The 14,900-nt window shown below is 69.9% G+C and carries 11 protein-coding genes and 2 pseudogenes; 9 read left to right on the top strand and 4 right to left on the bottom strand.

Features of this window, described 5'->3' with window-relative positions; genetic code table 11:
• Positions 1-2: 2 nt before the first annotated feature.
• On the bottom strand, positions 3-443 hold the full coding sequence (locus AB0A95_RS29875) for an ABA4-like family protein (RefSeq protein ID WP_357559064.1): 441 nt from the start codon (positions 441-443) through the stop codon (positions 3-5).
• Positions 440-1,366 carry a hypothetical protein gene (locus AB0A95_RS29880; RefSeq protein WP_357559065.1) on the bottom strand — a complete coding sequence of 309 codons (927 nt, stop codon included), beginning with the start codon at positions 1,364-1,366 and terminating at the stop codon, positions 440-442. Before AB0A95_RS29880 ends, AB0A95_RS29875 begins: the two co-directional genes overlap by 4 nt.
• A 241-nt stretch (positions 1,367-1,607) precedes the next feature.
• Here AB0A95_RS29880 and AB0A95_RS29885 point away from each other — a divergent pair, with 241 nt between their 5' ends.
• The 5 genes and pseudogenes from AB0A95_RS29885 to AB0A95_RS29905 all read left to right on the top strand — a co-directional run bounded on the left by AB0A95_RS29885 (position 1,608) and on the right by AB0A95_RS29905 (position 7,258).
• Entirely contained in the window at positions 1,608-2,780 is a 1,173-nt protein-coding gene (locus AB0A95_RS29885) for a beta-propeller fold lactonase family protein (protein ID WP_357559066.1), read from the top strand.
• 179 nt (positions 2,781-2,959) lie between these two features.
• A pseudogene (locus tag AB0A95_RS29890) lies at positions 2,960-3,643 on the top strand (CDP-alcohol phosphatidyltransferase family protein); the annotation flags it as partial.
• Between the two features lie 152 nt (positions 3,644-3,795).
• Positions 3,796-5,517 carry a sulfatase gene (locus AB0A95_RS29895; RefSeq protein ID WP_357559067.1) on the top strand — a complete coding sequence of 574 codons (1,722 nt, stop codon included), beginning with the start codon at positions 3,796-3,798 and terminating at the stop codon, positions 5,515-5,517.
• A gap of 36 nt (positions 5,518-5,553) precedes the next feature.
• Complete coding sequence (locus tag AB0A95_RS29900; RefSeq protein ID WP_357559068.1) at positions 5,554-6,369, top strand: FkbM family methyltransferase; 816 nt, start codon at positions 5,554-5,556, stop codon at positions 6,367-6,369.
• A gap of 301 nt (positions 6,370-6,670) precedes the next feature.
• Positions 6,671-7,258, top strand: a complete 588-nt coding sequence (locus AB0A95_RS29905) for a hypothetical protein (protein ID WP_357559069.1) — start codon at positions 6,671-6,673, stop codon at positions 7,256-7,258.
• 39 nt (positions 7,259-7,297) lie between these two features.
• Here the strand turns inward: AB0A95_RS29905 and AB0A95_RS29910 are convergent, their stop codons facing one another.
• Positions 7,298-7,957, bottom strand: coding sequence for a response regulator transcription factor (locus tag AB0A95_RS29910; protein ID WP_357559070.1), 660 nt, complete (start codon positions 7,955-7,957; stop codon positions 7,298-7,300).
• Positions 7,941-9,125, bottom strand: a complete 1,185-nt coding sequence (locus AB0A95_RS29915; RefSeq protein ID WP_357559071.1) for a histidine kinase — start codon at positions 9,123-9,125, stop codon at positions 7,941-7,943. The genes AB0A95_RS29910 and AB0A95_RS29915 overlap by 17 nt, the downstream gene beginning before the upstream one ends.
• 143 nt (positions 9,126-9,268) lie before the next feature.
• Between AB0A95_RS29915 and AB0A95_RS29920 the strand changes: the two genes are divergently transcribed.
• The 4 genes and pseudogenes from AB0A95_RS29920 to AB0A95_RS29935 form a co-directional block, all read left to right on the top strand.
• Positions 9,269-10,132 (top strand): hypothetical protein, encoded by an 864-nt coding sequence (locus tag AB0A95_RS29920; protein ID WP_357559072.1) that lies wholly within the window; start codon positions 9,269-9,271, stop codon positions 10,130-10,132.
• Between the two features lie 33 nt (positions 10,133-10,165).
• Positions 10,166-10,963, top strand: a complete 798-nt coding sequence (locus AB0A95_RS29925; protein WP_357559073.1) for a PrsW family glutamic-type intramembrane protease — start codon at positions 10,166-10,168, stop codon at positions 10,961-10,963.
• A gap of 142 nt (positions 10,964-11,105) precedes the next feature.
• The gene (gene fdh / locus AB0A95_RS29930) at positions 11,106-14,381 is read left to right on the top strand and encodes a formate dehydrogenase (RefSeq protein WP_357559074.1); all 3,276 of its coding nucleotides are present in this window, start codon (positions 11,106-11,108) and stop codon (positions 14,379-14,381) included.
• Between the two features lie 3 nt (positions 14,382-14,384).
• Positions 14,385-14,900: pseudogene (locus AB0A95_RS29935) on the top strand (4Fe-4S ferredoxin); the annotation flags it as partial.

Here is a 14,900-nt window from a genome sequence, read left to right on the forward strand (position 1 = left end):
GCCTAGGTGCTGGGAGCAGGTGGTGCCGGCCGCCGCCAGCGGTGCCGGACCGCGAGGTACGCGGCCAGGCCCAGCGGTCCGAGCATGATGGTCAGCAGCAGCACCGGAGCCATCACCAGCGCCGGCACCCCCCGTTCCCTGCTGTCCAACCACGCCCAGCGCCCGACGAACAGATCGAACGCGATCATGTGTGCCCAGCCCGCCGCCGCCCCGGTGGACGTGCCGAGCAGGTCACGCACCCCGTCCACGGTCGGCGACCGCACGGCGGTCAGCACGTCGCCGAACGCCGGGATCACCAGCAGGGCGTAGATCACCACGACCGGCAGCACGATCAGCGGCGAGGAGATGATCCGGGCGGTCCACGACCAGCGCGGCAGCAGGATCATCAGCGCCCAGAACGGCGCGGCCACGGTGAACGTCAGGGAGAACAGCGTCTCGGTCATGCGGCCAACGCCAGTTCCGGGCGGCGTCGGCGGGCCAGCACCAGCCCGCTGGCGGCAGCCGTCGCGACCACCAGGGCCGCGACCGCGACCAGCGTGCCGGCGTCCGGGCGCAGCAGCGGCTGTCCGCGCAGCGCCTGCCAGGTCAACAGCACGATGAGTACGCCGTACGCGCTGCCCCCGACGACCAGCAGGCGGACGCGGGTGCGGGCGTCCAACCGGGTGGCGAACCGGCTCAGCAGGATCGCCAGGATCGGCAGCGCCTGGAGGGCGTGCAACCCCACGAAGTGCCCGATCCGCAGGTCACCACCCGTGGTGCTCCAGCCGACGATCGGCAACCCCGGCCCGCCGTCGGGCACGCCCACGCTGTGCGCCCCGCCGATCCCCTCGATCCCCGGGTCCTGCATCGGCAGCACCATCGGCACCGCCGCGAGCATGCCCAGCAGGGACAGGCCGAGCCCCCAACCGACGGCGGTCGCGGCGGCCCGGTCGGGGATCCGCTGGATCAGGACCACGACCCCGATGACGAGGTGCGCGAAGAACAGGAACATGATCGCCAGGCCCGTCAACGCGGTCAACAGGGTGTTCAGGGGAGTGCTGACATTGTAGTGACTGGTCTCCCCGCGGAGCATCTGACCGACGATCCAGGCGTTCTCGACGACCGCCACCGCCACGATGACGACGGCCGCCCTCTCGACGGCCCGGCTGCGTCGGGGCAGCAGGGAGAGCATCCAGGCGAGCGTCGCGCCGTACAGCACGAAGGACACCCCGAACTTGAACGGCTTGAGCCAGACCGGCGCCCCGGTGAGGACGCGCGAGTCGGCGAAGACGCCGGCCGCGGCGATGACGGTGAGCACCGCCATCACGGAGACCAGGACCATCAGTGGGCGGTTCCAGTGCGTCGCCCGACGCAGCACGGTAGTCATGCCTGTAGATGCTCGTGGCCGGTCCCGTGGAAAGCGTCCGACCACGAGCCCCGGTTGCGGCCGGCGGTCGGAGCGGGCCTCCTCCCTGGGTAGGAGATGGGGGCGGACGTCTGCTGGTTCCACGGAACGGCACGAAATTACCGCTTTAGGGTAAGGATGCACATCACGACTACATGCTCCGATAGCTTTCGAAGCAGAGGAAAACTCATATTCCTCCCTTCGTGTGCGTAAGGAGTCAGTGATGAAGCGCAGCGTTGCGCTCGCGGCAGCCCTCCTGGCGGGTCTGAGCAGCGTCGGTTCGAACCCCGGAACGGCTCTCGCCGACGGTGGCGGCCCCGGATACCACGACGACCGCAAGGGGGGTGACAACCACCACGGCGACGAGGGCGCGGTCTTCGTCCAGACCAACAAGGCCGAAGGCAACACCATCAAGGTGTACGACCGCGACGAGGACGGCCGTCTCACCAAGGCGGGTGAGTACGAGACCGGCGGGCTCGGCGGCTTCACCATCGGCGCGCCGCTGGACGCGCTGGCCTCGCAGGGTTCCCTGATCTACCACAAGGGGCTGCTCTTCGCCGTCAACGCCGGCAGCAACACCGTGACCGTCTTCGGTGTCGAGGGCACCAAACTGCACAAGCTCCAGGTCATCTGGTCCGGTGGCCTGCTGCCGGTCAGCATCGCGGCCCGTGGCGACCTCGTCTACGTCCTCAACGCCGGTGGCGAGGGCTCGGTGCAGGGCTTCGAGCTGCGCAAGGGACACCTGTCGCGGATCGAGGACGCCAACCGCTCGCTCGGGCTGCACAACGGCAACCCGCCCGCGTTCGGCACCGCCCCGGCCCAGGTCAAGATCGACCCGGACAGCGAGTTCGTCCTGGTGTCGACAAAGGGCAACAACGTCATGTTCAGCTACGAGATCGGCCGCCACGGTGAGCTGGCCCGCGACCCCGCCGTCAGCGACGCGGGAAACACCCCGTTCGGCTTCACCTTCGACTCCGAGGACTCGCTGCTGGTCACCGAGTCGGGTGCCAACGCGGTCAGCCGGTTCGAGTTGGAGGACGACGGCACGCTCGACCAGGTCGGGCCGTCGGTGCCCAACGGCCAGCAGGCGCCGTGCTGGATCCAGCGCGTCGGCGACTACTTCTTCGTCGCCAACGCGGGCAGCTCCACCATCAGCTCCTACCGGGTCGACGACGACGGCAAGCTCGAAATCGTCAAGAACGTCGCCGCCGACACCAACGGCGGGTCGATCGACATGACCACCAGCGACGGCTTCCTGTACGTGCAGAACGCCACCGCCGGCAACGTGCAGGGCTACGAGGTGAACGACGACGGCTCGCTGAGGCTCGTCACCACGGTGGAGGGCCTGCCGAAGTTCGAGAACGGCATCGGCATGGAGGGCATCGCCGCCTCCTGAGACGCCGCAGCCCGCTGGTCCCGGTCGCTCGCCGACCGGGACCAGCTCTCGACGATCAACCGGCCCTCCCAGGGGCACGTCCCTCCGCAGCACCCGGCGAGGTCACGTTCAGAATGAACCGATCGGTCATATTTTCCGTGATGACGGTCAGGGGCACCCACCAGAGTCGCGGAGGCACGATGTCAACGGTTCGAACCGGTCCGGCCATCGGACTGCTCGTGCAGATCGCGGTGCTGGCGGCGCTCGCCGGGACCGTCGGTCTCGGTGCCGCGGGGTGGGTGGCCGGCCTGGCGTACGGGGTCGGCCTGTGCGTCCTGCTCGGCCGGGGGTTGTCCCGGTCGGGTGCGCGGGGCCTGAGCCCGGCCGACCGGGTGACCCTGAGCCGGGCCATCCTTGTCGGCGGAGTGACGGCCCTGGCCGCTGACGCGCTCACCCGGCCGGCGCCGATCGCGGTGCTTGTCACCCTGACCGCCGTCGCGTTGGCTCTCGACGCGGTGGACGGGTACACGGCCCGGCGCACCGGGACCACCAGCGAGCTGGGCGCGCGCTTCGACATGGAGATCGACTCCTTCCTGGTGCTGGTGCTCTGCCTGCACGTCGCTCCGGCGGTGGGTGGCTGGGTGCTCGCGATCGGCGCGATGCGCTACGTCTTCGTCGCCGCGAGCTGGGTGCTGGGCTGGATGCGCGGGTCCCTGCCGCCGCGCTACTGGCGCAAGGTCGTCGCGGCGATCCAGGGCGTGGCGCTGATGGTGGCCATGGGAGACGCGCTACCCGGGCCGCTGACGACCCTTGTGCTGGTGGCGTCGCTGGCGCTGCTGATCGAGTCGTTCGGCCGTGACGTCACGTGGCTGTGGCAGACCCGGCACCGTCGCCACACCCCGCTCCACGGCACCCCGGCCGTGCCGGCCACGATGGTCCACCTGACCAGCCACCGTCCGACGGCCGCCGTGGCCCGCGGCGGGGTCGCCCGCGTCTGACCCGCCGGTACGCCGCACTCCGCAGTGACAATGGAAGGATGCCCGGGTTGTCGCTCTTGACGCGAGTACGTGAGCTGCCGAGCCAGAGGCGAGCGGCGAGGAGGGACGGACCACCGGGTGGTGCCGCCGACGACGGCACCACAGGCGTGGGCCGAGCGAGGCGCTCCATCGCCGCACGGCTGACGACAGTGCTTGCGGCACTGCTCGTGTTGTTCGTCCTCACCATGCCGTACGACTTCGGCCGCCTCACCCCTGCGGCGTTCGTGCGGATCCCGCTGGAGGCGCTGCTGGTCGTGGCCCTCCTGCTCGCCCTGCCGTCGCGCTGGAGCCGGCTGGTGGCCACCCTCGCCGGCGTGGCCCTCGGCCTGCTCGGCCTGCTGAAGCTGCTCGACCTGGGGTTCTCCGCCGCGCTCAGCCGCGCGTTCGACCCGGTGCTCGACTGGGCGCTGCTCGACGAGGGGTTCGCCTTCCTCAGCGAGTCCTACGGTCGGCCCGCCGCCATCGGCGCCGCGAGCGTCCTGGCGGTGGTGGTCGTGGGCCTGCCCATCCTTGTCACGTTGTCGGTGCGACGACTGCGGCGGCTGGTGATCGGGCACCGCACCGGGACGACCCGGCTCGTGGCCGCGCTTGTGGTCCTCTGGGTGGCCTGCGCCGCGTTCAACGTGCGGGTGGTGTCGGGTGTACCCGTCGCCGACACGTCCGCGACCACCCTGGCCAACGGCCACGGCTTCCAGGTGCGCGTGCGCCTCGACGACCGGGAGACGTTCGGCGCCCTGATCGAGGACGACAGGTTCGGCGACACACCGGGTGACAGGTTGTTGACCGCGCTGCGGGGCAAGGACGTGGTAATCGCCTTCGTGGAGAGCTACGGCCGGGACGCCGTCGAGGATCCGGAGTTCGCGCCGCAGGTCGGTGCGGTCCTCGACGGCGGCACCAGCCGGCTGGCCGCGGCGGGGTTCGCCGCGCGGAGCGGCTTCCTCACCTCGCCGACGTTCGGTGGTGGCAGTTGGCTCGCGCACGACACACTGCTCTCCGGTCTCTGGATCGACAACGACCAGCGGCACCGCACCCTGCTGGCGAGTGACCGGATGACCCTCAACGGCGCCTTCCGGCGGGCGAACTGGCAGACCGTGGGGGTCATGCCCGCCGTCACCAGGGCGTGGCCCGAGGGCTCCTTCTTCGGCTACGACCGGTTCTACAACGCCAAGACGCTCGCGTACCGTGGCCCGAAGTTCAGCTTCGGCACCCCGCCCGACCAGTACACCCTGGCCAGCTGGCAGCGTCTGGAGCAGGCGAGGCACGACAGCAACCCGGTGATGACGGAGTTGGCGCTGGTGTCGAGTCACGCGCCCTGGACGCCCGTCCCGCCGTTCGTCGACTGGGCCACTGTGGGCGACGGATCGGTCTTCCGCGCCGCCGCCGGTGGGACGTCGGACGACCGACGACGAAGCACCACCCAGATCCGGGCGGACTACCGGCACTCCATCGAGTACACGATGGGCTCGCTCATCTCCTACGTGCAGACCTACGGCGACGATGATCTCGTGTTCATCGTGCTCGGTGACCACCAGCCCGCCGCGGTCGTCACCGGCGAGAACGCCAGCCGTGACGTCCCGATCTCGATCATCACGCGGGACCGGGCCGTGTTGGACCGGATCTCCGGGTGGGGCTGGCAGGACGGGCTGAGACCCGGGCCACAGGCACCGGTCTGGCGGATGGACGCCTTCCGGGACCGTTTCCTGACCGCCTTCGGACCGTAAACCCGGCCACCTCTCTCACGGACTGGACCCACACCGATGACGGCTACCACCGACACCAGGATCGCCGCGCTCCGGACCGATCCGGGGATGTCCCCGCTGCACCGGTCGCTGGACGTCTACTACGGCGACCCCGACCGGGACGCACGGATGGACGCCTTCTACGCCCGGTTCGTGACGAGTGGGGATCTCGTCTTCGACATCGGCTCCCATGTGGGTGACCACATCGGCAGCTTCCGTCGCCTCGGAGCCCGGGTCATCGCCGTGGAGCCGCAGCCGCTGTGCCTGCGCGCCCTGCGGGCGATCTACGCCGACGACGACCAGGTGACGCTTGTCGAAGCGGCGTGTGGCGCGCGCCCCGGGCGCACCCGGTTGCACGTCAACTCCACCAACCCCACAGTGTCGACCGCCTCGCCCGACTTCGTGCGGGCGGCGAAGGGCGCCGGTGGGTGGGAGGGCGAGGTGTGGGATGCCGACATCGAGGTCCCGGTGGTCACCGTCGACGCGCTTGTCGACGAGTACGGCGTGCCGACCTTCGCCAAGATCGACGTGGAGGGTTTCGAGGACGAGGTGCTGGCCGGCCTGAGCCGGTCGCTGCCCGCGCTCTCCTTCGAGTTCACCACGATCGCGCGCGCGGTTGCCGATCGGTGTCTCGATCGGCTGACCACGCTCGGTTTCGACGGCTTCGACCTCGCGCTGGGCGACGACAAGTCGATGACCTTCGAGAGGTGGCTGGCCGCGAGTGACATGGCGGCACACCTGCGCGACCTGCCGCACCTGGCGAATTCCGGCGACGTGTACTGCGTGACCGATCGGCACCAGACGGGAGCCGAGGCGGACCCCGCCGCCGGCTGAGCATCCAACCCAGGCGGGATCCGAACTGGGGACTGCCGCGCCAGCGGCGAGTTGCTCGGCCGGCGACGGCGGCCGGTGCTGGGCTGACCCCCTCGTACCGCCTCCTTTGCTCTGCACCCGCCGGTGCACCAGGCACGGTCCGTGACTGGCGCGTCGGCGGGTGCAGAGCAAAGGATGTCTGGGCAACCCGGCCACCGGGACCAGCGGCACCCTTCGACGCACCGGATCGCACACCCTCCGTGGACCGCACCCGACGCTCGGCGCCTGCTGGTGTCGTGACGGTGCTCGCTATGTTGTAGCCATGAGAATGGGTGCGGCTTCGGCGTACGTGGTCCGGCGGAGCCGGCTCCGGACCGGACTGACGTTGGCGCTGTACAGCCTGTTGCCGGTCACGGCCATCGTGATCGGCCTACAGGACCTGTCCGTCCGCTACCTGTTCGTCATCCTCGGGGTGCTGTTCGAGGTAATCTTCCTCGCCACTGGACGTCGTCGCGTGCTGAGCGCGATGCGGCGGGAGTTGCTCTTCGCGATTGACGAGCAGGGCGTCTACCTGGGACCTGATGACTTCGGCCGGCCGGCGATGCGCGAACCATGGTCCAATATCGACGCCATCGTCTACTTCCAGGGTCGAGTGTGGACCACAAGTAATCTGCCACCCACGAGCCGTCACGTCGGCCTCGTCCAGGGCAACAGAATCGTCCACTCCCGGGGGAGGGGCGGCTGGTGGTTGAACGTCAGGCGAGCCTCCGTGGCCGCCGCCCGGTTCGGCGGGGGGACGCCGGTGCTCAAGGCGCCGTTCTACGGCCAGATCTCGCGCGAGTGGTTCCACACCATCCCCTTGCCACCTAATTGGCTCGCCGCCCACGCCAGACCCGGGACAAGGCACTGACCAGAGGACGCCCGGCGCCCGCGCGACGCCGTCCGGACCTCAGTCGAGCACTCCGGCCCGGTGGGCGAGGATCGCCGCCTGGACCCGGTTGGTCAGGCCCAGCTTGGCCAGGATCCGGCTGATGTGGGTCTTCACCGTCGCCTCGCTCATGTAGAGCGTGGCCGCGATCGCGGTGTTGGACAGGCCGCCGCCGACGGCGACCAGGACTTCTCGTTCCCTCTCCGTGAGCACCGCGAGTCGCTGTTCGGCGTTGCTGCGCTGATCGGATGCCGGACCGGAGAACTGCCGAAGCAGTCTGCGGGTGACCCGCGGGGAGATCATCGCGTCGCCGCGCGCAGCGCTTCGCACCGCGTTGAGCATGTCCTCGGCGGGGGCATCCTTCAGCAGGAAGCCGACGGCGCCGTACCGCAGCGCGGTGTGCACGTACTCATCGAGATCGAAGGTGGTGAGCACGACGACGTGTGGCGGCCGGTCGAGCCGGGCGATCCGCTCGGTCGCCGTCAGCCCGTCGACCCGTGGCATGCGGATGTCCATGAGGACGACATCGGGTCGGAGCGTCCGTGCCAGCTCGACCGCCTCGCCCCCGTCGGACGCCTCTCCGACCACCGTGATGTCCGGGGCCGCATCGAGAATGGTGCGCAGTGTCGAGCGCACCAACCACTCGTCGTCGACGATCAACGTCTTAGTCGGTGCCGTCATGGTCCGTCCCGGGTGCGATAGGTACCTCGACGACCAGGCGGAATCCCCCATCGTCGGTGGGGCCAGAGGTGAGTTTCCCGCCGATCAGGTGGACGCGTTCGGCGAGGCCGAGGAGCCCGTGGCCGCCGACCGGCAGAGGCGGGGCCGGGGCGGGCCGCCCGCGACCGTTGCTGATTGTCACCCGAAGCGACTGCCGTGTCTGGCGGACACGTATCCGGGTTCGGGCGCCCGGCGCGTGCTTGTGCACGTTGGTCAGGGACTCCTGCGCGATGCGGTAGACAGCGTGCTCGACGAGCAGCGGTAGGCGTACCCCTGTCTCGTTCTCCACGTCCAGGGTGACCGGTACGCCGAGCCGACGGGATTCCTCGACCAGCGCGTCCAGCTCCGCCAGGCCGGGCTGCGGGGCGAGCGGCACCTCGTCATCGCCGCGCAGGATTCCCACCAGGGCGCGCAGCTCGGCGAGTGCCTCACGGCCGATCGCGCCGATCTGCCGTCCCCGGGTCACCGCGTCCCCACCCCTGGCCGACTCCAGGGCGGTGGCCTGGAGCACGATCAGCGCCACCCGGTGGGCGACGACGTCGTGCATGTCGCGGGCGATGTGGGCCCGTTCGTCGCTGCGGGCCTGGGCCACACGCTGGTGCTGTTCGCGTTCGAGCCGCTCGGCCCGCTCCCGCATCCGTTCGACAAGCTCGCGCCGGGTGCCGACGTAGAGGCCGAGGAGCGCCGGGGCGACGCACACCGCGACGGTGACCGGGATCGCGCCATCGGCACCGGCGTACCACCAGATCGGGGTGCCGACCAGGACCACCGAGACCAGGAGGCTGACGGCGACCTTCGGCCACGCCGTGGTGCGCTCGGCCAGCGTGTAGAGCGCGAGCATGACGGTCAGCTGGGCCGACACGAGAACGCTCGCCGCCAGAGAGCCGGCCAGCAGGACGGCCGGCGCCCGTCGCCGCCGCCAGGTCAGCAGCCCGACCGCGAGGCCGAGGGGGATGCCGAGCCAGAGCGGGGGTACGCGGGGGCCGAAGCCGGCGAGGGTGGGGCCGAAGAAGTCCACCCCGAACTCCCCGGTCGCCACGCACAGCGCCATGGCGCACGCCGCCACCGCGTCGATCACCGGGCGGTGGCGGAACCAGCCCACCACCTGGTCCAGGAGACGCGACGTCATGATGTGCCAGCGTAGGACCGACGGACAGGCGTAGGCGTCGGTCGAAAGTTGTACGACGCCCCCGCTGATCATCGCCGATAGACTGATTCGATCTGTCGGATCCTCCGACGCCCCGTGCTGCCCGCCGCGGCGAGGGTGGGGGCATGGCCAGACCACGTCTCAATCCGCGACCAACGCAGCTCGTCTTCGGTGTCCTCGCCGTCGCCGCGGGTGCCCTGATCGCGCTGCGCCCCGACCCGCCGCACCCGTTCTTCACTACCGCGGGGACGTACGGCTACGCGCTTGCCGCGGTGCTGTCGTTCGGCGGCTGGTTCGCGCTCGGGAGCCCCGTGCTCGCCGCCCGCACCCGGCGGGTGCTGATCGTCTTCCACCTGCTCTTCGTGCCGGCGCAGTTCCTGTTCCTGCTCGCCCATTCCCTGCCGTGGCTCGGCATGGCGTTGTCCTCGGCGATCGTGGCCGGGCTGAAGCCGCGCTTCCCCCGGCTGGGGCGGACGGCGCGGAAGGTGTGGCTGACGCTGCACGTCGGCATCGGGGTCGGCTGGCTGGGCGTCTCGACGGGCATGCTGTTGCTGGCGGTCACCGGGGTCACGGCCGGCAGCCACGAGTTACAGCACGGGGCCTACCTGCTGCTGAGCAAGTTCGACATCTTCCTGGCGATTCCGAGCGCCTTCCTGACGATCGTCATCGGTGTCGTGGTTTCGCTCGGCACCCCGTGGGGTCTGCTCAGGCACAGGTGGGTGTTGGCCAAGCTGGTCATCGCGCTCGCCCTACCGTTCCTCGCGGGCGTCGAGGGCCCCTGGATCGAGGAGCTGGAGAACCGCAGCGCACCCGGCCTGATCGAGACCGGCACCACCGGAATGCTGCTGTTCGGCGCCATGGGGCTGTTCACCGCCCTGCTGTGGACCGCGACGATCCTCTCCGTCTTCAAGCCCGGCGGGCGTACCCGATGGGGTCGCCCTGCTCGTCGCGAGGCGTCGCGGCCTCACCTCGACCGAGCGCGGGGCTAGTGTTCGTAACCTGGATCCGCCAGACTGCGCGGTATGCGTGATCGTTGGCGACGGTGGGCGTGGGCCGGGGTGCTCGTCGTCGGACTCATCCTCTACCTGGCGGTGCTGCGGACCCTGGTCAGCACCAAGAATCCGAACTTCGTCCCGGCGCTGATCCTGCTCGGGGCGACGCTGGTGCCGCTGACGTTCCTGACGTTCGCGCAGGCCCGCACCGGGCGGTGGCAGGTGCCGGCGGCGGCGCTGGTGACGTCGGCCTTCTTCGGCGGGGTGATCGGCACGGTGGTCGCCGGCACACTGGAGTACGACACCCTGCGCGGCCTCGGCACCCTGCCCATGCTGTTCGTGGCACTGATCGAGGAGTCGGCGAAGCTGATCGTCCCGGTGGTGCTGCTGTTCACTGTGGTGGCCCAGCATCGTCGTCGGGTGCCCTCCGACGGGCTGATCATCGGCATCGCCGCCGGCATGGGTTTCGCCGCACTGGAGACGATGGGTTACGCCTTCAGCGCGCTGCTGAGTTCGCAGGGCAACATCGGCGCGGTGGAGCAGACGCTCTTCATCCGGGGTCTGACGGCGCCCGCCGGTCACACCGCCTGGACCGGGCTGACCGCCGGTGCGCTGTGGGCGTTGCTGGCGAGTCCGAGCGTCGGTCGGCTCTTCGGATTCCTCGGCACGTTCCTGGGTGTCGTCGTCCTGCACACCCTGTGGGACACGTTCTCCGGCTCACTGGTCTTCGTCGTGTTGGCGATCATCAGCATCGGCTGGCTGCTCTGGGAACTGCGCCGCTACCGGGCCTTCGGCGACCAGCACGTGGGCCGACTGCAACCGAGCTGACCAGCGCCGTCCTCCATGCCTTCCCCGGCCCGCACGAAGGGCCGGGGAAGGCATGACTTTGTGATCCCGCTGCGACCGGGCCGGCACCTCATCTAACGTCAGAGTGTTCATATTTGGCGGGATTGGTCGGGAAGGTGCGGCGATGGGGGTGCGGACCTGGATCGAGGGCTGGCCGGTCTACCGCCAGCTCACCGGCACCGACCCGCTCGGGCGGGGGACGGCGGCCGAGTCCGACGGGTCCCGGGCGCTCACCGCCCGCACCGACACCGCCGACTCGATGGCCCGGTCCGTCTGCCCGTACTGCGCCGTCGGCTGCGGCCAACGGGTGTACGTCAAGGACGGCCAGGTCAGCCAGATCGAGGGCGACCCGGACAGCCCGATCTCGCGGGGTCGGCTCTGCCCGAAGGGCTCGGCCAGCAGGAGCCTGGTGACCAGCCCGCTGCGGCAGACCACGGTCCGCTACCGCCGGCCGTACGGCACCGAGTGGGAGGACCTCGACCTCGACACGGCGATGAACATGATCGCCGATCGGGTCCTGGCCGCCCGGGAGGAGACCTGGGAGGACGTCGACGCCGAGGGGCGACCGCTGAACCGGACGCTGGGTTTCTCCAGTCTGGGTGGGGCGACGCTGGACAACGAGGAGAACTACCTCATCAAGAAGTTGTTCACCGCGATGGGGGCGCTCCAGATCGAGAACCAGGCCCGTATTTGACACTCCGCCACCGTCCCCGGTCTGGGGACCAGCTTCGGTCGCGGCGGCGCCACCCAGTTCCAGCAGGACCTGTCGAACTCCGACGTGATCGTCATCCAGGGCTCGAACATGGCTGAGGCGCACCCGGTGGGCTTCCAGTGGGTGATGGAGGCCAAGCGTCGTGGCGCGAAGGTGTTCCACGTCGACCCCCGCTTCACCCGCACCAGCGCGCTTGCCGACTCGTACCTGCCGATCCGGGCGGGCACCGACATCGCCCTGCTCGGTGGGGTGATCCGCTACATCCTCGACAACGAGCTGGATTTCCGGGAGTACGTCGTCGCGTACACCAACGCCGCGACGATCGTGACCGACGAGTTCGCCGACACCGAGGACATGCACGGGCTCTTCTCCGGCTTCAACGACGACAACGCCACCTACGACCAGGCCAGTTGGCGGTACCAGGGCCACAGTCAGACCCAGACGACCCGCGACAGCGAGACCCAGCGGGAAACCGCGGCCGGGTTGGAGAACGAGTCGCACGGCGCGCCGGTGGACGGGCAGACCGAGCGGGACGAGACGTTGCGGCATCCGCGCTGCGTCTACCAGATCCTCAAGCGGCACTACTCCCGCTACACGCCGGAGATGGTGGAACGGGTCTGCGGCATCCCGCAGGACAAGTTCCTCGAACTGGCCCAGGCGTGGACGGAGAACTCCGGCCGCGACCGCACCGGCATGCTCGTCTACTCCGTCGGGTGGACCCAGCACAGCGTGGGTGTGCAGTACATCCGCACCGGCGCGATCATCCAACTGCTGCTGGGCAACGTGGGTCGCCCGGGTGGCGGGGTGATGGCCCTGCGCGGGCACGCCAGCATCCAGGGCTCCACCGACATCCCGACGCTGTTCAACCTGCTGCCCGGCTACCTGCCGATGCCGCACCACGCCAATCACCCGACCCTGGCGAAGTGGGTGGACAGCATCGCGCACCCGGGGCAGAAGGGCTTCTGGGGCAACGCCCGCACCTACGGGGTCAACCTGCTCAAGGCGTACTGGGGTGACGCCGCCACCGCCGAGAACGACTACTGCTACGGCTACCTGCCGCGGATGACCGGTGACCACGGCACGTACCAGCAGGTGCTCGACATGATCGACGGGAAGATCAAGGGGTACTTCCTGTTGGGTCAGAACCCGGCGGTCGGCTCCGCGCACGGCCGCGCGCAGCGCCTGGGCATGGCCAACCTGGACTGGCTGGTGGTCCGCGACCTGTTCGAGATCGAGAGCGCCACGTTCTGGAAGAACGCCCCGGAGATCGAGACCGGCGAGATCGTGCCGGGGGAGTGCCGCACCGAGGTGTTCTTCCTGCCGGCCGCCTCGCACGTGGAGAAGGAGGGCACGTTCACCCAGACGCAGCGGTTGTTGCAGTGGCGGGAGAAGGCCGTCGAGCCGCCGGGCGACGCCCGCTCCGAGCTGTGGTTCTTCTACCACCTCGGGCGGATCGTCCGGGAACGGCTGGCGTCGTCGACCCGGCCGCGCGATCGGGCGCTGCTCGACCTCACCTGGGACTACCCCACCCACGGTCCGCACGCGGAGCCGAGCGCCGAGGCGGTGCTGCGCGAGATCAACGGGTACGACGTGGCGACCGGCCGGCCACTGTCGTCGTTCACCGAGATGAAGGCCGACGGCTCCACCGCCGGTGGCTGCTGGATCTACACCGGTGTGTACGCCGACGGTGTCAACCAGGCCGCCCGCCGCAAACCCGGCGCCCAGCAGTCCCTGGTGGCCCCGGAGTGGGGGTGGGCGTGGCCGGCGAACCGGCGGATCCTCTACAACCGTGCCTCGGCCGACCCGGACGGCAACCCGTGGTCCGAGCGCAAGCGCTACGTGTGGTGGGACGCGGAGAAGGCCGAGTGGACCGGCTACGACGTGCCGGACTTCGAGAAGACCAAACCGCCGTCGTACCGGCCGGAGCGCGACGCCTCGGGCGTGGCGGGCATCGCCGGCGACGACCCGTTCATCCTCCAGGGCGACGGCAAGGGCTGGCTGTACGCGCCGACCGGCGTGCTCGACGGGCCGCTGCCCACGCACTACGAGCCGGTGGAGTCGCCGGTGCGTAACCCGCTCTACCGGCAGCAGGCCAACCCGACCCGCAAGGTCTACACGCACCCGATCAACACGCTCAACCCGAGCCCACCGGAGGAACACAGTCAGGTGTTCCCGTACGTGTTCACGGTCAGCCGGCTCACCGAGCACCACACCGCCGGCGCGATGAGCCGGACCGTGTCGCCGCTGGCCGAGTTGCAACCGGAGATGTTCGTCGAGGTGTCGCCGGAGTTGGCGGTCGAACGCGGGCTCACCCACCTGGGTTGGGCACACCTGGTGACCGCCCGCGCGGCCATCGAGGCGAAGGTGTTGGTGACCGACAGGCTGACCCCGCTGCGGGTGGACGGTCGGATCATCCACCAGGTGTGGTTGCCGTACCACTTCGGGTTCGAGGGTCTGGTGACCGGCGACTCGGCCAACGACCTGTTCGGCATCAGCCTGGACCCGAACGTGCTGATCCAGGAGAGCAAGGTCGGCACCTGCGACATCAAGCCGGGGCGCCGCCCCCGTGGGCTGAAGCTCCAGGAACTCGTCGTCGACTACCGCCGGCGGTCCGGGGATCTCAGCCCGCACTACCCACCGCAGGTCACGACCGACTCCGCCGATGGCGGCCCGGACCAGGAGGCCTGACCCATGCCCCACCCCAACGCCCTGTACGGGCCACTGGATCCGGCGCCGGACGCCGGTTACGAGGACGCCCCGCCGCGGATGGGGTTCTTCACCGACACCAGCGTGTGCATCGGCTGTAAGGCCTGTGAGGTCGCCTGCAAGGAGTGGAACGGCGTCCCGGAGAGCGGCCTGGACCTGCTCGGCATGTCGTACGACAACACCGGCGCGTTGACCGCGAACTCGTGGCGGCACGTCGCGTTCGTCGAGCAGCCCCGCCGGGCCGGCCTGGCGAGCCCGGCGTTCGCGCACAACCCGGACGGGCCGGCGGTCAGCCCGGCGACGGCGACGCTCGGCGCGCTGACAAGCGTCGACACCGGAACCAACCCGGGTCTGCCCACCGGTTCGCCCGCTGCGGCGGCCCGCATGTCGGCCGGCAGCGCACCGGAGTTCCTGGGGATGCCGGGTGCGCAGCCGCCGGGGCGGGGTACCGGTGTCGAGGAGCGCACGGATTTCCGGTGGTTGATGATGTCGGACGTCTGT

The sequence above is a fragment of the Micromonospora sp. NPDC049230 genome (assembly GCF_040647875.1).
Lineage (GTDB): Bacteria > Actinomycetota > Actinomycetes > Mycobacteriales > Micromonosporaceae > Micromonospora.